We start from the raw sequence: 18071 nt of genomic DNA on the forward strand, positions 1-18071 counted from the left end.
GAGGAGGTGGCATTTTTGAGACGTTACATCATTGCTTCACACGGAAGCCTTTCGAAAGGAATTGTGGATTCAGCATCGATGATTGTCGGCGCGTTGGGGAACGTCGAATATGTTTCCATCACTCCGAATGACAGCCAAGATTCCGTCAAACAACAAATCGAGGCACTCATTCGGCTAAACGGAGAAGACGTGGAGACGGTCGTTCTCACAGACTTGCTTGGTGGAAGCGTTACCAACACATTTTTGGAATATATCCCGTGTCAAAACCTTCATGTCATTACAGGTGTCAATCTACCGATGGCATTGGAGATTCTGGTCTCAGATGAAGGGGAGAATCTGCAGGCGGTCATACAGGATTCGATCGAAAAAGGAAAAGCGGGAATCGTTTATGTAAATCAGCTCGTTTAAAAAAGACACTATACCTCCAACTGAAGGGAGCACGTTCAATGATTAAACTCGTACGTATCGATGATCGGCTGATTCACGGCCAAGTGGCTTTTGCCTGGTCCAAACAGCTGGATGTCAATTGTATTTTGGTGGCGAACAATGCCGTGATCCAAGATGAACTGAAAAAAATGACGCTGAATTTGGCAAAGCCCCCGGGAGTGAAGCTTATCTTGCTTTCTGTAAACGATGCCATCGCTTTTCTTTCGAGTGAAGAATCAGCCAAATATTCGATTCTTGTGTTGGTTGATAATGCAGCCGATTCGTTACAGCTGGCAGAGGGGGTTGAGGAAATCAAGTCCATCAATGTGGGCGGAATGCGCATGGCGAAAGGCAAAAGAATGATTTCCTCCGCCGTTGCTGTGGATGAGGCAGATATCAACGTTTTTCAATCATTACTGCAAATTGGCGTGGAAGTGGAAGTCAGACAGGTTCCTACGGAAAAGAAGAAACCGATTTCTGAATTGCTAGCATAGAGGGGGCCAGGCTATGTTACTTCAAGCTCTACTGATTGGCATCATCGCCGGTTTTGGGATTTTGGATTCACGCATTTTGGGAGATAACATGCTCGGCAGACCGATTATTATCGGGCCTTTAGTAGGCTTAGTGCTTGGTGATTTGCAAACGGGCATCATTATCGGTGGTACACTTGAACTCATTTTTATCGGAGCCGTACAAGTGGGGGCAGCAGGAACCGGGGATGTGGTTACGGCTGCAGCGCTCGGAACTTCGTTTGCCATCATGTCGAATCAAGGGGCTGCAGTAGCTTTGACGTTGGCGGTTCCTGTGGCGCTTTTGGCTGACCGTGTCGGAGATCTCGTGCGGATCATCAATACGCCATTGATTCACCGAGCAGACAAGTACGCCGAGGAGGGGAATCTCAAGGGCGTGGAACGAATGCATCGTCTGGGGTTTGTCATGTTTTTTTTGAACGGGTTTTTGCCGACCTTCATTATGCTCCTGCTCGGCTCCGCTTTCATGGACAGCGTGATCAAGGCGATGCCGCAATGGCTTCTCGACGGGCTTCTTTCGGGAGCATTATTATTGCCGGCCATTGGCTTTTCCTTGCTGATGAGTATGATGATCAGCAAAAAGCTCGCTCCATTTTACGCCTTGGGCTTCATTTTAGCTGCATACCTCAAGCTGGATATTTTGGCTGTTGCCATAATCGGCGCCATCATTGCGTTAATACTTGCTCAATATGATCGGACGGATGAGGAAAGGGTGAGCTTCAATGAGTAAATCGGAAGACAACGTGATTGGTAAGAAAGAACTCCTGAAAGTTTTCTTCCGCTCCCTGATGCTGCAAGGCTCTTGGAATTTTGAACGGATGCAGGCGCTTGGCTTCGCTTATGCCATGATCCCGATCCTCAAGAAGCTATATAAAACGAAAGAGGAGCTTACCGCGGGGATCAAACGGCACCTGGAGTTCTTTAATACGGCACCATGGATGGGCGGCTTTATCATGGGTGTCTCCACCGCCATGGAGGAGCAAAATGCCCGAGACAAGTCCTTTAATCCCGATTCGATCAACGCGGTCAAAGCCGGTTTGATGGGTCCACTAGCAGGGATCGGCGATACGTTTTTTTGGGGAACCTTCAGGGTCATCGCCGCAGCGGTTGGCGCGTCGTTGACCTCAAAGGGAAATGCGATCGGCCTGTTGTTTTACATCTTGCTTTTTAATATCCCGCATTATCTCGTTCGGTACCAAGGCGTTATGCTTGGCTATCGAGCGGGCATTAAATATTTGAGCACAGCGGCCGCAAGCGGGATTACGCAAAAGATCACAAAAGGAGCTTCCATCGTCGGGCTTATGGCAGTCGGTGCGATGACGGCGACGATGGTCGAGTTCAAAACGCCGATGGTGATCGAAATTTCGGGGGCAAAAGTAGAAATGCAGAGTGTGCTTGATAAAATTTTGCCTTCTTTACTGCCTTTGATGCTTACGCTTATCGTGTTTTATTTGGTGAAACAAAAACAGGTCAAGGTTGTGTATCTATTGATCGGGTTAATCCTTTTTGGCGTCGTTGGAAAGGTTATTGGATTGCTGTAGATAGAAGGGGAAAGGGAGAGAGAGCAAATGACAGTTGAACTATATGACTATATTGAAGAGCAACCGGTGCTGCTTGCAAGCATGATACAAAATTCTAAGCAAATATCCGAAAGCTTCGTGAATCTCATCACAAGTCGCAAAATTTCAAAAGTGATCCTTACTGGGTCAGGTTCATCGTATAATGCGGCACAGTCGGCCAAATATTTTATGCAGAAGCTGTTGCACATTCAGGTTGATGTGCAGCTGGCACATTCCTTTTATCAATATGAAACCGTTTATGACAACGAAACGCTTGTGGTGGGAATCTCACAAAGCGGAGAAAGTACGGCGACCGTGAACAGTATAAAAAAGGCGAATGCATGGGGAATTGCAACGCTTGCCGTCACTTCAGAAGAAGGCTCGTACATTACGGAGCATGCTGCCCATACACTGATCGTTCCCTCAGGGGAAGAGAAGGTTGGGGCAACCACAAAGGGATATACGGCAACCGTGCTGGCGTTTTGCTTGGCGGCGGTAGAAGGTGCGTACGCGCAACAGCGCATCGATGAAAAGACGTATCGTGATTATTTGGAACGAATGACGGCAACTGTTGAACGGCTCCCTCTTGTAATCCGTAAAGCCGATCAATGGTTTAAGCAAAACAGGGAGACGTTGCTTGCGGCTGAAACACTGATTGTGTCGGGATATGGCAACAATTACGGAACCGCGCTTGAAGCCGGTCTGAAGTTCCTCGAAACATCCCGAATTCCCGTCAGCGTCTACGAGCTTGAAGAATTCATGCATGGACCATATAACGCCATTGATGAAAAGAGCTTTATCTTTTTCATAGTCCCCGCAGGCGTTGGGAAGGAACGTGCACTGCGACTGAATGAATATTTTTCCAGTAAGACACAAACCTCCTTCATCGTGACCAAAGAAGAGGAGGGGTATCAAGGAAAGCAGCTGGGCATCCCGTTTATCGACGATTTGGATTTTACGCCGCTCGAATATATCGTGCCGTTACAGGTTTTATTTTTTCGGCTGGCTAAAGAGCGCGGGGTTGACATGAGTCAGGTTCGTTACCCCGATTTTCACGGATTTATGAACAGCAAGCGTTTTTTTGAATAGTAGAGACAAAAGGTAGGAGTGGAAGAGATGGCAGAGGCAAACGTGGTCGTTACCAATAAAAGTGGTTTGCATGCAAGGCCTGCAGCGCAATTCGTTGAGACCGCTCGCAAATTCACCAGTTCCATTACGATTGTGAAAGGGATGGCAAAAGCAAACGGAAAAAGCATTACATGCATCATGGGGCTTGGAATCGGATCGGGCACGGAGATTGCGATCGTCGCACAAGGTGAGGACGAGCATAAAGCGGTGCAGGAACTGAAAGAGTTGGTTGGCACACTAAAGGATTAAGACTGGGGCTTGGCAAGAAGCTCAGTATGAGAGAGATGTTTGGTAAGGATGTGAAACAATCATGAAACGAGATCAGCTGAGAAGAGGGGTCATCGTCTCGTGCCAAGCTGTCGAAGGCGATCCGTTTTACGGTTCGGAACTGATGGCGACAATGGCGTTGGCTGCGGAGATCGGCGGAGCAGTTGGGCTTCGAATCAATTCAGCCCCTGACATCGTGTCGGTAAAGAAGAAAGTATCGCTGCCGGTGATCGGCATTCTAAAGAGACATTATGCAAATTCCCTTGCCTACATTACCCCCACGATCGTGGAGGTGGAGGAGGTCATCAATGCGGGAGCGGATATTGTCTGTATAGATGGCACTGGCTCTATCAAACCGGATGGAAAAACGACCGAACAATTCATTCAAACCATTAAGGCGCGATTTGACGTTCCAGTTATGGCGGATGTTGCGACTGCCGAGGAAGGAGTCGCCGCATGGCGGGCGGGTGCCGATCTGCTGGCAACCACGCTGGCAGGCTACGAGCACTATCTTCAGAATCCCCAGAACTACGATCCGGCTGATAATTTTCGCGACCCAGACTATGAAATTGTCAGGGAGCTAGCGCATCAAGTCTCCATTCCTGTCTTGGCTGAGGGGAGATTTTGGACGCCCGAGCAAATTATTCATGCGATGGAGCTAGGCGCTTACTCGGTTGTGGTCGGATCTGCGATCACGCGACCCCAATTGATTACTCAGCGGATGGCGAGGGCCGTCGATGATTTTTTGCAGGGGAGTGAACAGGTGTGCTGACAGGCATAGGGGTATCGGATGGAATCGCGATCGGAAAGGCGCTTGTCAAAAGGGAACAACGCGCGGAATTTTTACGGGCGACGATCGATGATGAGAGAGCAGAAAAAGCACGATTTAAGCATGCCATACAGGAAGCAAGCAACCAAATTATCCAGATTAGAGATGTCATGAATAAAAAGAGCGAAAACGAAAATGCACAAATATTCGATGCACATCTGATGATGCTAGACGATCCGGAATTCGTGGGGCAAGTGGAAGAGCTGATTGAGACGGAGAGTGTGAATGCGGAATATGCGCTGCAGACGGTTGCCAGCCGAGTCATTTCGATGTTCGAGAGCATGGAGAATGGCTATATGAAAGAGCGAGCAGCTGACATCCGAGATATCGAAAAAAGATTAAACGGGATTTTGCAAGGGGCACAGCCGGTCTCGCCAACGGAGTGCCAGGAGGAGATCATCCTTGTTTGCAATGATTTAACCCCATCCGAGACGGCTCAACTGGACAGGACACTGATTTTGGGAATTGTGACAGAAGCGGGAGGAAAAACGTCGCATACGGCGATACTCACGCGCTCTTATGAGATTCCTGCGGTAGTGGGGCTGCAAGAAGCGATGAAACAGATCGAGAGCGGCGATCTGCTTATTATCGATGGTGCGACAGGTGATGTTATCGTTCGTCCATCTGAGGAGATGCTGGCGGCTTATACGAGCAAAAAAGCTGCTTGGAAGAATAAGAGAGCCGAGCTGTTGCCCTATAAGGACGCATTGTCAGTGACAAAAGACGGAAAAAGGGTTGAAGTGGCAGCGAATATCGGATCGCTCCAGCAAGTCGAAGGTGTGCTTGCGAACGGGGCAGAGGGGATCGGGCTGTTTCGGACCGAATTTTTATTCATGGATCGAGAGACGATCCCTTCCGAGGAAGAACAATTTCATGCATATCAGGCGATTTTGGAGAAGATGGGAGACAGGCCTGTCGTATTCAGGACGCTTGACATCGGGGGAGATAAGCAACTTTCGTATTTGCCGATTGCACAGGAAATGAATCCTTTTCTCGGTTACAGGGCCATTCGCCTTTGTCTCGATCGCCAGGATATTTTCGCAACGCAAATTCGCGCGATTTTACGCGCATCTGCATATGGCAAGGCGAAGCTGATGTTTCCCATGATCTCCAGCTTGCAGGAGCTGCGCCAAGCGAAAGCAGTTCTCCATGATGTGAAAAGCGAATGCAGGGAAAAAGGAATTGCGTTTGATGAAGAGATGGAAATCGGCATCATGATTGAAGTGCCGTCAGCCGCCATCGTTTCCGATGTTCTCGCAAAAGAAGTGGATTTCTTCAGTATTGGAACGAATGATCTGCTGCAGTATACGCTGGCAGTCGACCGGATGAATGAGAAAATAACGCGCCTGTATGACCCGTTTCATCCAGCCATCCTCCGGCTGATCCGAGCGGTTATCGCAAATGGGCACAAAGAAGGCATATGGGTCGGCATGTGCGGCGAAATGGCTGGAGATCCAAGAATGCTCCCTGTATTTCTCGGCATGGGGCTCGACGAATTCAGCATGAGCGCATCGTTGATCCCGCAAGCAAGAAAAACGATTTGTGAGTTGGACATGGACGAGGCGAAACGGATCGCGGAAGCGGTGTTGCAGATGGATTCATCCGATCAGATTTTGGATTACTTGCAATTGCTTTCCCGGAGCCATTCGTAGCGAGGAACAAAAAAATAGAGGAGAAAGATGTGCATCGAACCGCTGGTCGTGGCTGGCGGTTTTTTTGCCGTGTCCAATCTTGTTCGTATAGGACCTCGCCGCAATAGGAAAACTGAAGGATACATCAATTCTATCCAAAGGTGGCAGAACATGAAAAGACAGCTTCTATGTTGCGGTGCGGCACTTACCTCTCTCTTATTGCCAACCTCTGTTCGGCCTGCGAACGTTGCGGATGCGATGACATTCCAGTCGGAACAGCAAATACATAACGATTCACCCAATAAAATAACCGCCAACGAATGGCAAACGCTACAGGAAGTGGTCAGTGAGGAGAAGCTAAAGGAATCCGCTGCTTCCACGCTGGAGATGATCGAAGCGACCAAAGTCTGGCATGAGTCGGGTGTAAAAGGCGAAGGCATGCTCATCTCTGTTATTGATACCGGCGTCAATCCGAAGCATGTCGATATGGCAGAACCACGCGACAAGCGTGCAGCAAAGGAGAAAGCCAATACGACAGCAAAAGTCATCAGCGGCTTTAACTGGGCCGATCGCAATGACGTGACGGCTGATGTGGCAAATTCCCAGCACGGAATGCACGTAGCTGGCATCGCTGCGGCGAATGGAAAAGTCAAAGGGGTAGCACCTGAGGCACAGATTTTGAGCGAAAAAGTGTTCAGCAACTATCAGGGAGAGCTGCCTTCCTTAAGCGAATCGATCTTGTTCGCCATTGACGATTCGATTGCGAAGAAAGCGGATGTAATCAACCTGAGTCTGGGATCATCGGCCGGCTATGTGGACGATTCTAGCTCTGAGCAATATGCCATCAAAAAAGCGGTAGATCATGGGGTGATCGTGGTCGCGGCAGCAGGCAACGACGGCTATTTCGGCAGCGACCGAATCATGGAGAAGAACCCTGATTACGCGATGGTCGGGTCGCCAGGCATTGCACCAGACGCATTGTCGGTCGCTTCGGCGAATTCGACGATGCTTGCTGGGATGAGTTTTCAAGTGGAAGGTGTCAACGATCTGGAGCGGGTCGTGTACATGGTTGGACACCCGTCCAGCGGCGAAGCTCTGAATCCTACGCAAGCCTTGTCCAAAAGCGTGGACGTCGTCTATTTGGGTAAAGGCAAAAAGGAAGATTACAACATCTCGGTAAAAGGGAAAGTAGTTTTGTTGCAACGCGGGGACACATCCTTTGATGACAAACTGACCTTGGCCAAAGAAGCGGGCGCCGTGGGGGCTATCATCTACAACAATCAGTCCGGTCCGTTGATCATCAGCGCCAATGAAGCGAAAAATTTGCCGGCGGTTTCCGTTCTCAAGCTCGCTGGCGAGAAAATGGTCGCGGCATTGAAGCAAGGCAAAAAAGTGAAGGTCAATTTTGACGGGCAATATGCGCAAAACAAGCTGCCATTCCCGAATGGCGGGACGGTCTCCTCTTTTTCGTCGTGGGGACCGACGCCAGATCTGCAATTCAAACCGGAGATCACGGCGCCAGGGGGCGGCATTCTTTCGACCGTGCAGGAGAGCGACTATGCGGTGAAAAGCGGAACCTCGATGGCAACTCCGCATGTGGCTGGCGGGATGGCGCTGATCAAGCAGGCATACATCAAGCAAGGGCGCAACTTGCAAGGAAGGCAGCTTGTCGATGTGTTGAAGGCGGCGGCAATGAATACAGCGAATCCGATCATGGACCCGAGGGAAATCGCGGCGACATCCGTCGGCGGGAAAACGGGCGTGCTGCCGTATTCGCCGCGTGTTCAGGGGGCGGGCATGATGCAGATCAGCCAAGCGATCAAAACGCCTGCCATCGTCACAGATAAAAAAGGAAAAGCCGGTGTTTCGCTGGGGCAAATCGGAAGAACTACGACATTTTCACTCTACATTGACAACAAATTCGGCAAAAAGCCGCTGGTTTATCAGCCAAAGGATATGTTCGGCGTCATGACCGACTTGCAAAAGGAAGGCATCAACTGGATGACAGAGGTTCCGATCGCTGGTGCGAAGCTGACCTTTTCACCGCAAGTGGTGACAGCGGCTCCTGGACAAAAGACAGAGGTGAAAGTGACACTCACGTTGCCTCCGGATATGAAGCCAAACACGTTTGCTGACGGTTTTATCCAATTCGCGCCGGAGCAGAGCGATCTGCCGGTGCTGAAAGTGCCGTTTTACGGCTTTTATGGCGACTGGGATGAACCGCGAGTTATGGATGCGCCGATGTGGGAAGAAGGGAGTCAAGAAAAGCGCACCGGTGTGAAAACGACTTGGTACCAGGACAAGGATAATGACAAATGGAAGTACCGCGATTATCTCGGTGTGAACGGGGTGGCGGAAAACGGAAGCGTATTGGTCGATCAGTCGAAAATCGCTTTTTCGCCAAATGGGGACGGCCACTATGATACGGCTGCACCCTCGATCACGTTCCTGCGTAATGCCAAACAAGTGTCCATCGATGTGGCGGACAGCCAAGGGAAGGTCGTCCGCTCGTTGGTCAAAGATGAAAAGGTGACGAAGTTCGACCAATCCCGACTGGGCATCCCGTACTACTACACGGAAAAGGAAGAGTGGGGGTGGGACGGAAAAATCTTTTCCCAGACCAAAGGGGAATACGTGCCTGCGCCGGATGGACAGTACCAATTCATCATCAGGGCGCGAATTGACGAGCGCAACGCCGGCTGGCAAACGTTGAAGCTACCGATCAAAGTCGATCGGGAAGCGCCGCGTGTGACGGCATCGATCTCCGGCAATCGGGTAAGCTGGAGCACACGGGATAAGGATGTGCAGGGCTACTTCCTGTACATCGACGGCAAAAAAGCAGGCGGACCTTACTCGGCTACGGAGACAGGGACCTTTATCGGTCAGGGGCATAACAGGATTACACTGGTCGCGTACGACTTCGCAGGCAATGTGACGAGTATAAATGTGAAGGGGCGCAGTGACATTTCTCCGCCGACAATCCTGTTTCCCAACGATTTGTTCCAGCAATTGCTGGTGACGTCGCAATCGAATGTGGCGATCCGCGGGAAGGTAAGCGGCGAGGACATGCTTGAGCGCGTGCGCCTGATGATCAATAAGACGCCGGTCTCAGTTGACGCGGACGGCTCTTTCCAAACTGTGCTTACTCTGCCGGAAGGCCTGCACTTTGTCAACTACAGCGTGAAAGATTACACCGGCAATACGCGAGAGTTCGTTCAGCGGATCATCGTGGATAAAACCCCGCCCGTGCTGACATTGGCAAACGATGGGACGGAGGAAGTCTTTTTCGATGGGACGACCAAACAGATGCTGCTGCCCATTCGCTTTTTGTACAATGACCTCACGTATAAAGGGCGGGTAAGCGTGAACGGTAATATCATCTCCAGCTGGGAGGAAGATCAGCTGGAGCCTCCGGTGCAGAAAAACTTGGCGACCACCGTGACGCTTACCGAAGGGGATAATCGCATCCTGGTCGAAGGAAGGGATGACGCGGGTAACACAAGCACGATGGTTTTGCATGCATATGCAGACACATACTCGGGAAATCTGGCGCTCTTTCGGGAGGAGCAGCGGGTCAAATATTTGGCGAAGCCAGTTGCGGCACCAGGACTCACGGTGGCAAAACAAGCGACAGGCGGGGACGAGGGAGAGCAGACGGTCGTATCGGGTCGCATGGTCGGTGCCGCTCCGTTTCTCTTGACGGCGCAGTATGGGGATAAGGTGCTGGACGCGGATGTGAACGAACGCGGCGAATTCCGCCTACTGCTTCCGCGCAATCGGAATGGCGGCAACTCGTGCGTGCTGCGCGGCACCGATGCGTTGGGACGAAAAGTGGAAAAAACGATTACAATCTCCAATCAAGGCGCCAAGTCCAAGCAAGGCTTCCAGGGCCAGTAATGTTTTATCACGGCATTAATCGGGAATATGCGGAAAAGCAATTCCCGATTCTTTCCCCGCGCCGTTCGATCTCTCATAAAACCGAAGAGCAGCTGTCCGACCGTCTTCATCTGATTCGGCAATTCGGCTTAGAGCCGCTGCACCTGCTCGAGGCGAGCGAGGATTATCCGGAAGAAACATGCGTCCAGGCATGCTTGCATTTTGGCGATACCGTATTTGCCTTCGCGGCTTTACAGTCGCCATACTGGCAGCTTTCGATGCATGAGCTGGCGGTCCCCATTCTGGATTTGCGAAACGCCTGTGCCATTTTTACCACAATAAACGACAACTTTCGACTCAAAACGCGCCTTCCTGGAATCCCGATTACGATTGTGGAGAAATTTGGCGAATAAGACTTGTCTCCTACCCCGAATGAAAATATAATGAAACGTATAGGAAATTCAGCGGGGAAAGGAACTGTTTGCACATGAAAGCCCAGTACATCAACCCATTTCTTGATTCAGCCTCGATGGTTATTCAGCAAATGTGTAACATCTCTCCCACTCGCGGTGAGCTCTCTGTAAAAGATGTGACGTTTCACGACGAACATATCTGGATTAAAATCGGCATTACAGGACAACTATCGGGTGACATCATTTACGGGCTGCATAAGGAAGTTGCATTGCGTATTGTTTCCGCTATGATGGGAGGCTTTCCAATTAGCGAAATGGATGAGATGGGCAGAAGCGCAATCTCCGAGCTTGGCAACATGATTTCCGGAAATGCCAGCGCACTCTTGTTTAATCAGGGAGTGACGATTGACATTACGCCCCCGCAGCTTGTAGATGATCATGGCAGCCTTCATGCAGGTGGACAGGCTTTGACTGTGCCTCTTGACCTGGGTGATTTGGGAAGCTTGGAGATTCAAGTCGTGGTACTAACGTAACAAAATAAAACAAGGCGCCATTCGGATGTAGATGGGCGCCTTATTTTTTTTGAACGAGGGGGAAACAGACGCAAATACGGCTTTATAAAAAATAATAAAATATGAATGATAAACTGGTCACTTCCGCAAAGATGTAGTATCTTTGGGATTAGCAGGGGGTGCAAAAAATGTTGACCGCACTAAAACAATTTATTGGTATGTTTTTTTTGGTGCTGCTGGTTGCCGGTACGCCACTGATGCTGTATACAGCCAACGAAGAAGTGCAATTTGAGCCAGATGGAATGATCAGCCATGCGGTCTACTTGCTCGAAAGCCTCGCGGAAGGCTCGCTTGGCACCTATTACCTAGGTACTACCGAGCGCAGTATCGCGGATGATATTTTGCCGTTTACCGTACAGTCCTTTCAATTGCTATTTACCAGCGTGCTCATCGCTGTGGTGGGCAGTCTAACTTTCGGCCTATTTTTTCAGCGCATTCGGCTCGTACGCATCGTCCAGCGTATGCTTGATGTGATTGCGACCATCCCGGACTTTATCCTCATTCTTTTTTCCATCGTTTTGGCTGTCGGATTTTATAAGATGACGAACGTACGCATCATCACGCTGTCTCCGACCAGCGACGCCTCGAACAATTGGTTTCCGACCATGGTGCTGGCATTGGGGCCGACAATCTATCTGCTCCGTGTCGTCAGTATGAAATATGTGCAGGTGTGTGGCGAAGATTACATTGCAACAGCGGTGGCCAAAGGGATGAACGTGCGCCATGTCCAGCTTCATCACGTCTACAAAAACATCAAGCCGTATTTTGTGGCTGACTTGAAGAAAGCCGTGGCCATTACCATCGCTAATCTTTTCATCGTAGAGTATTCACTGAATGTCGTCGGCTTGACCCGCTTCATTTTCTCACGTTCGGGCTACCAGTTTACAGCGGCGGTCATGGGACTGCTCGGAATTATCTGCCTGTCCATCATCGTCTATTTTTTGATGATTGCCATCTTGTACGTATTTGAACGCAGTGTCATTTACAAATAATTTTCGGAAAAGTGGAAATCGCTTGCGAATTAATTTTGTGGAGAGGGATCGTGAATGAATCGAAGTCGTTCCAACCCGAGTTTGTGGATCGGCGGCATCCTTGTCTGCCTGCTGCTCCTGATCGCCATCTTTGGACCATTCGTCGCACCGTATGACCTAGACTTTCAAGAGAAAACGAGCAGTACCATCGTCAACGGTAAAACCGTGATCAAAACGCCGCCGCTTGAACCGTCAGCACAGCATCTGCTAGGGACGGACAAGTGGGGGTATGATCTGTTGACACTGCTGCTGCATGGGGCTAGGTACACTGTATTTGTCACAATCGCCATCGCGCTCTTGCGCGTTCTTTTAGGAACGATCATCGGCCTTTATATGGGGATGAGCGAGGAGAAGCAAAACTGGTGGATCACCATCGAGAACGCGTGGAGCTACATCCCGATTTTCATCCCGGTCTATTTCATTTTGCTTGGCGTCAACGTCAATTCCGATTTGAGCACATCCGCGCTGATCGTGCTGTTTATTTTCCTAGTCACCTTGCTCGGCATGCCAAGTGTTGTCTCCTCGATCAGGCAAAAAACCGAACAAATCAAAAACATGCAGTATATCATCGCAGCCACGTCGCTTGGCGCCGGCAAAAATGCCCTGATCTTCCGCCATATTTTGCCGCAGATCAAGGAGCAGATCGTCATCGTCTTTGTGGTGGAGATGGTTGCCATCATGACGCTGATGGGGCAGCTCGGGATGTTCGACCTGTTCGTGGGCGGAACGAAAATGACGATGGACCCGCCGACCTTCTATTCGATCACGCATGAGTGGGCCGGCCTGATCGGATCATACCGCAGCTTTATTTATGGCTCGAGCACATGGATTTACATGTCGCCCTTGTTAGCGTTCATTTTTGCCATCGCGGCGTTCACCCTTCTATCCAAAGGGCTGCGTGACCGTTACCAGACCACTTATCACCGGACACCGTACATTTAACGGATTTTACCGGGGGAAGAGGAACCACAATGCCCAATTTCGCATATTGTGTAGGGCAATAGCCTAAATAGCTTACAACCCGGCACCAACACCCACCCCCCTACATAGGATAAGGTGACGTTATCCCTCAGCCTTGTTCCTGTAGAGCCCACAAGGAGGGGTGGCACGATTGAAAGGTAGCGACCAAACCAAACCTTTGTTGACAAATCGCGAAAGAGAAGTGTTTGAACTCTTGGTCCAAGACAAGACGACAAAAGAGATTGCTGGTCAACTCTTTATCAGTGAAAAAACCGTACGCAATCACATCTCGAACGTCATGCAAAAATTGGGCGTGAAAGGTCGATCGCAAGCGGTAGTTGAGCTGGTCCGACTTGGAGAACTGAAGATTTGAACCGTGAAAACCTACCCTCCCTCTCCGTTTTTTGCGAGAAGGGAGGGGGTTTTTTTCTTTATGTGGGGGGAGGGACAGGTTGCGGCGTTTGTGAGGAATATGGTTGATGCGACAGAGGCCAAACTGATTACATCCAATTGATACACATTGCGAGGTTTATCCTCACTTGGTCAAACAATGTAGACCGATTTCTTATTAAGTACGATCAGGCACAATTTTATTCAAGTTAAATCATTGTCTGTTAAACCAATAATATACTTGATCTCGCACACTAGGATTTTCAAAAAGGAAGTAGAAAAGGAGCCTGATTAAGTGATTGGTGGAACTTATGAAACAACGTAAACAAATTGCTCATGATGAAAAAATTAATTAGGCAAGGGAAGACCATGATTTTGAGGATTACGGAAATAGTCAGCGTAATTATATTGTCCTACAAAATTGAAGGTCTTACCTTTGGCATCAAATTCAAATACTAAAATTTGCCCTCGCATGCCTGAATTTATGTTTGTATCTATGATTGCAATTTTGTTTTCTGAGAGCTGAACAACAGATTCGCCTTCATGACTTAGTATTGGGATCGATGCTGGTTGATAGTTAAAAGATGGTGTTGGCTTCAATGCGATAACTAGTAAGCATATAAATATACCAATCATGACGAGATCTCTGATTTTTCGAGATATTCCAATCACCTCCTGTTTTTATGGAATTATATACGAATAGGCGATAGTTGGTAATGCAGGAAATTTAACACTTTGTGTCTGGAAACAAATTTATAGAAAAAAAGTGCAATGTAATTTACTGGTCTTTACGACAAGAGAAGAACAGATGATTCAAGTAAATGAAAGGCTCGATAATTTGATTGATGCCGAGAAGAGACAAGAAAAAAGGATTGGTTCCGCACGCGTATTGGCATCGTAGTATCTGTTTCTGTATCACTTGTTCTTGCGCCAGATCAGACGGAGGCACTCTTCCTTTTTTGGGAAGGGATGGCTTCAACGAATTTTTGCAACTAGCATGTCTATTTAACACAAATTTATACAGCAACAAACTTGCTCATAAGAAAAACACCGAGACCATCAGACTCGGTGTTCAGAGAAAAGATACTAGGATTAGAGATGAAAAATTGAACCGAGAGCATTAACGATATTGCCTAGTGCACGAAATACATTAAAAAATAGCAGCTCAAAAAAATTCATTGAACATCCTCCTCTGAAATGGTGTGCTCTTCGGTTTTTAATTATAGAAAGTCTACCAATCGCTGTGTACTAACCAAAGTTATGTTTTCAGAAGTGGCAAGCGTGATCGGTTGCTTGAATTTGTGCAATGGGAGTGAAATACCGCGCAGAGATTCCATATTTGCGGCGAAAAAAAGGAAGTAGACAACCGGGCTTATTGCCAAAGGGAGCGGGATATTCCAGAAAGGTTTGTAAAGTAATGAATAGTCCCTACCAGCTAGAAAGAACCTCAACCAGCAAGTGTAATACAACAGAAGAGCTACTGCCATGAAGAAAAGGGAGAATCTGTTCTCCAAGCTGTCCAGATGAATCTGAAGGAACAATGGAATGGTGAAAACGGAAATCTGACCGGACTTTTCCATGATGTTAAGGAAAAGCTCTGCTCTGCTGGGAGGGCCAAGTCGCTTCGGAATATTGGTAGGCGGAAATACCAGTAGCAACAGGTTGGGCAACAAAATCAGTTTTTTTCGCGCTACTCGCAACTAGTAAGACCACGGAAATTGCCCGCCAATACTCTACTACGATATACTTAGTTCGTTACACAAAAATCCCCCAAGGAACGTGATGAGGACATGGTTAAAGCGATTGATTCAGCCTCCTAAAACGATGCATGCAATCATTTTAGGAGGGAACCGCACATGAAATTTCATCCCATCGATATGAATAACTGGAGCAGAAAGCCTTATTTTGAGCATTATCTGCACAATGTCAGATGCACCTTCAGCATGACAGCAAACATCGACATTAGTCTACTTCTTGCCGAGCTGAAAAGCAGGAGTTTCAAGCTATATCCGGCGCTGATTCACATGCTCACGACGGTGGTCAACCGCCACTCCGAATTCCGTATGAGCTACGATTCCGATGGTATCCTTGGCTATTGGGAGAGCATGTCTCCTAGCTATACCATTTTTCATCAGGACGACAAGACATTCAGCAGCATCTGGACAGCGCACCACGACGATTTTCATGAGTTCTATCGTCGCTATCTTGCGGACCAGGACGAATTCGGGGGAATCAAGCAATTTATCCCTAAGTCCAATGAGCCTCCAAACACCTTTCCCATCTCAAGTATTCCGTGGGTAAGCTTCACGGCCTTTAACCTGAACATCTATAACGAGGGGACGTATCTCCTGCCGATCTTTACGATAGGGAAATTCTTCCGTCAGACTGACCGCATCTTGCTGCCAATCGCGGTACAAATGCATCACGCGGTCTGTGACGGTTATCATGCCAGCTTGCTTTTTCAAGAGCTTCAATCATTAGCAGACGATTACGCCAAATGGTTTCCTGAAAAGTGAAAACGTGATCGCAAAAAACACAGCGACAGCTCCGGCTTCAGACACCGGACTGTCGCTTTTCGCGTGCAAATATTCCCAGGCAGTTTGTACATACTATGTTCATCTAGGTGAAAGGAGTGGGGTTACATGGCAAATCGAAATCAACGATTAGTACCACATGCGAATCAAGCATTAGATCAGTTAAAGTATGAGATTGCTGCCGAATTCGGCGTTGTTCTTGGTCCAGAAACATCTTCACGCCAAAATGGCAGCGTGGGTGGGGAGATAACAAAGCGTTTAGTGTCATTTGCCGAATCGCAATTGATACAAAATAACTTTCGGCAACGGTAAATAACAAACTCTTTTTTACATAGCGAGATGCGGAGGAGCCACCGACGGATGAAAAATCCAATGCGGTGGTTCTTTTTTTCCGGCGTCTCCTATGCCATCATTCTAGATGGGGGCGATGAAGGATGTTCCAGGATTTCAAGCTCGTCGGTGACCGACCGGTCGCGATGCAAGTGAAAGAATACGTCAAACGTTTAATTATAAAAGGGGCGCTTCAGGCGGATCAGAAGCTACCCTCCACCCGTGAAATGAGCGGTCTGTTAAAATTGAGCCGCAATACAGTCATTGCAGCCTATGAAGGTCTGGAGGATGACGGATTCACGTATGCGATTCCAGGCAAAGGAAGCTTTGTTGCCGCTATGTTGGGCCATTTGGCCACAAATAACAGAGGAGCTGAAGGGTCCACCATCTGGCAGATCGATTGGAAGGCAAGAATGAACGAGTATGCGGTCTCGGCAGTCGAGCTGGATATGATGAAACAGGGTATACGCGCCAAAAAAGGAACCATCTCGTTCACGAGCATCGCTCCAGATGAGCAGCTGTTTGATTTGGGGGATGTAAAGCGAGCTTTTATGGATCGGATGGCAATCGAAGGACAGGTGCTGCTCAACTATGGCTATGCCAAGGGCTACAAGCCGCTGATCGATTACCTGATGCGTTATATGGAAAATAAAGGCGTCGATAGTAACGGAAAGGATTTGCTGATTACAAGCGGGTTTACAGAAGGCTTTGACATCGTGTTGTCGGCACTGCGTCCTTCTGTACGTCGCGGAGCGGCCATTTGTGAAAATCCGACCCATCATACAGCGATTAAAAATTTGAAGCTGCACGGATTTGAGATTACCGGTATTCCGATGGAGCGTGACGGTATAGATGTGGAGCACCTTGAGGCGGTATTGCAGAAACAGACAAACAGCTTTGATCTGGCCTATTTGACTCCTTCCTATCACAATCCTACAGGCATTGTCATGTCGCCGGAAAAGCGCAGCGCCGTTATGAAATTAATGATGCGCTATCAGGTTCCGGTGATCGAGGATGGATTCAATGAGGAGCTGCGTTACTCGGGAGCGCATGTTGCGCCATTAATCGCGACAGCTGGGCAAGGAAACGGAGTCATCTATATCGGCAGCTTCTCCAAGGTGCTGTTCCCTGGCTTGCGAGTGGGTTGGGTGCTTGGAGACCGAGCGCTGATTGACAATCTGGAAAGCATCAAACGTGCACGCACCATTCATACGTCAACAATCGATCAATCGATCCTATATCAATATTTGCTCAATGGAAATTTCGATAAATATGTAAAAAAAGCACGTATGGAATATAAGCGCAAATATGAGCTGACAAAGGCATGCTGTGAGGCAGATCTCCCTGAGGCGCAACTGTCCGGAGACGGGGGCTTGCATTTGTTTCTAACCTTTCCATCAGGCGTAAATACTCGCCAGCTGCTAGAAGCCTGCACCGAACAGGGTGTTATTTTTACACCGGGAGACAAATTTTTTGTTCAAGAAGGCGAAGGGACGAATACAATGCGGCTTGGTTTTTCACGAGTAACGGATGAAAATATTGTGCGCGGTATTCAGATCATCGGCGAACAGGCGCGTAGGTTTCTTACGTAACTG

At 48.6% G+C, this 18071-nt stretch carries 18 protein-coding genes; 17 read left to right on the forward strand and 1 reads right to left on the reverse strand.

From position 1 onward, the window contains the following. Positions 1 to 15 precede the first annotated feature (15 nt). The 14 genes from EDM56_RS07690 (at position 16) to EDM56_RS07755 (ending at position 13595) form a co-directional block, all read left to right on the forward strand. Positions 16 to 408 (forward strand): PTS sugar transporter subunit IIA, encoded by a 393-nt coding sequence (locus EDM56_RS07690; RefSeq protein ID WP_183192340.1) that lies wholly within the window; start codon positions 16 to 18, stop codon positions 406 to 408. 38 nt (positions 409 to 446) lie between these two features. After that, positions 447 to 920, forward strand: coding sequence for a PTS sugar transporter subunit IIB (locus EDM56_RS07695; RefSeq protein WP_122917316.1), 474 nt, complete (start codon positions 447 to 449; stop codon positions 918 to 920). Positions 921 to 933: 13 nt separating this feature from the next. Beyond that, the gene (locus tag EDM56_RS07700) at positions 934 to 1686 is read left to right on the forward strand and encodes a PTS mannose/fructose/sorbose/N-acetylgalactosamine transporter subunit IIC (protein ID WP_122917317.1); all 753 of its coding nucleotides are present in this window, start codon (positions 934 to 936) and stop codon (positions 1684 to 1686) included. After that, on the forward strand, positions 1679 to 2497 hold the full coding sequence (locus EDM56_RS07705) for a PTS system mannose/fructose/sorbose family transporter subunit IID (RefSeq protein WP_122917318.1): 819 nt from the start codon (positions 1679 to 1681) through the stop codon (positions 2495 to 2497). The genes EDM56_RS07700 and EDM56_RS07705 overlap by 8 nt, the downstream gene beginning before the upstream one ends. A gap of 27 nt (positions 2498 to 2524) precedes the next feature. Continuing rightward, entirely contained in the window at positions 2525 to 3604 is a 1080-nt protein-coding gene (locus tag EDM56_RS07710) for an SIS domain-containing protein (protein ID WP_122917319.1), read from the forward strand. A 27-nt stretch (positions 3605 to 3631) separates the two neighbouring features. Further along, complete coding sequence (locus EDM56_RS07715) at positions 3632 to 3892, forward strand: HPr family phosphocarrier protein (RefSeq protein ID WP_122917320.1); 261 nt, start codon at positions 3632 to 3634, stop codon at positions 3890 to 3892. A gap of 61 nt (positions 3893 to 3953) precedes the next feature. Then, positions 3954 to 4682: an N-acetylmannosamine-6-phosphate 2-epimerase gene (locus EDM56_RS07720; protein ID WP_122917321.1), complete on the forward strand. Its 729-nt coding sequence runs from the start codon at positions 3954 to 3956 to the stop codon at positions 4680 to 4682. Continuing rightward, entirely contained in the window at positions 4676 to 6391 is a 1716-nt protein-coding gene (ptsP, locus tag EDM56_RS07725; protein ID WP_122917322.1) for a phosphoenolpyruvate--protein phosphotransferase, read from the forward strand. Before EDM56_RS07720 ends, ptsP begins: the two co-directional genes overlap by 7 nt. Positions 6392 to 6541: 150 nt before the next feature. Continuing rightward, positions 6542 to 10267, forward strand: a complete 3726-nt coding sequence (locus tag EDM56_RS32045) for a S8 family serine peptidase (protein ID WP_122917647.1) — start codon at positions 6542 to 6544, stop codon at positions 10265 to 10267. Continuing rightward, complete coding sequence (locus EDM56_RS07735; protein ID WP_122917323.1) at positions 10267 to 10659, forward strand: hypothetical protein; 393 nt, start codon at positions 10267 to 10269, stop codon at positions 10657 to 10659. The genes EDM56_RS32045 and EDM56_RS07735 overlap by 1 nt, the downstream gene beginning before the upstream one ends. Before the next feature lie 74 nt (positions 10660 to 10733). Further along, a complete protein-coding gene (locus EDM56_RS07740) occupies positions 10734 to 11192 on the forward strand; it encodes a chemotaxis protein CheX (protein WP_122917324.1) in 459 nt (152 codons plus the stop codon). Positions 11193 to 11359: 167 nt separating this feature from the next. After that, positions 11360 to 12223 carry an ABC transporter permease subunit gene (locus EDM56_RS07745; RefSeq protein ID WP_246009302.1) on the forward strand — a complete coding sequence of 288 codons (864 nt, stop codon included), beginning with the start codon at positions 11360 to 11362 and terminating at the stop codon, positions 12221 to 12223. 54 nt (positions 12224 to 12277) lie between these two features. Continuing rightward, positions 12278 to 13204: an ABC transporter permease gene (locus EDM56_RS07750; RefSeq protein ID WP_122917325.1), complete on the forward strand. Its 927-nt coding sequence runs from the start codon at positions 12278 to 12280 to the stop codon at positions 13202 to 13204. A 169-nt stretch (positions 13205 to 13373) separates the two neighbouring features. Continuing rightward, on the forward strand, positions 13374 to 13595 hold the full coding sequence (locus EDM56_RS07755; protein WP_019120228.1) for a helix-turn-helix domain-containing protein: 222 nt from the start codon (positions 13374 to 13376) through the stop codon (positions 13593 to 13595). 365 nt (positions 13596 to 13960) lie between these two features. Here the strand turns inward: EDM56_RS07755 and EDM56_RS31160 are convergent, their stop codons facing one another. Then, on the reverse strand, positions 13961 to 14248 hold the full coding sequence (locus tag EDM56_RS31160) for a hypothetical protein (RefSeq protein ID WP_148040368.1): 288 nt from the start codon (positions 14246 to 14248) through the stop codon (positions 13961 to 13963). A gap of 1220 nt (positions 14249 to 15468) precedes the next feature. On the opposite strand from EDM56_RS31160, the gene catA reads away from it, so the two are divergent. The 3 genes from catA (at position 15469) to EDM56_RS07775 (ending at position 18068) form a co-directional block, all read left to right on the forward strand. Beyond that, positions 15469 to 16128 (forward strand): type A chloramphenicol O-acetyltransferase, encoded by a 660-nt coding sequence (catA, locus tag EDM56_RS07765; protein WP_122917327.1) that lies wholly within the window; start codon positions 15469 to 15471, stop codon positions 16126 to 16128. 126 nt (positions 16129 to 16254) lie between these two features. After that, positions 16255 to 16458: an alpha/beta-type small acid-soluble spore protein gene (locus EDM56_RS07770; RefSeq protein ID WP_122917328.1), complete on the forward strand. Its 204-nt coding sequence runs from the start codon at positions 16255 to 16257 to the stop codon at positions 16456 to 16458. 122 nt (positions 16459 to 16580) lie between these two features. Further along, positions 16581 to 18068, forward strand: coding sequence for an aminotransferase-like domain-containing protein (locus EDM56_RS07775; protein WP_122917329.1), 1488 nt, complete (start codon positions 16581 to 16583; stop codon positions 18066 to 18068). Positions 18069 to 18071 lie beyond the last annotated feature (3 nt).

This window comes from Brevibacillus fluminis (genome assembly GCF_003710825.1).
GTDB classification, from domain to species: domain Bacteria; phylum Bacillota; class Bacilli; order Brevibacillales; family Brevibacillaceae; genus Brevibacillus_D; species Brevibacillus_D fluminis.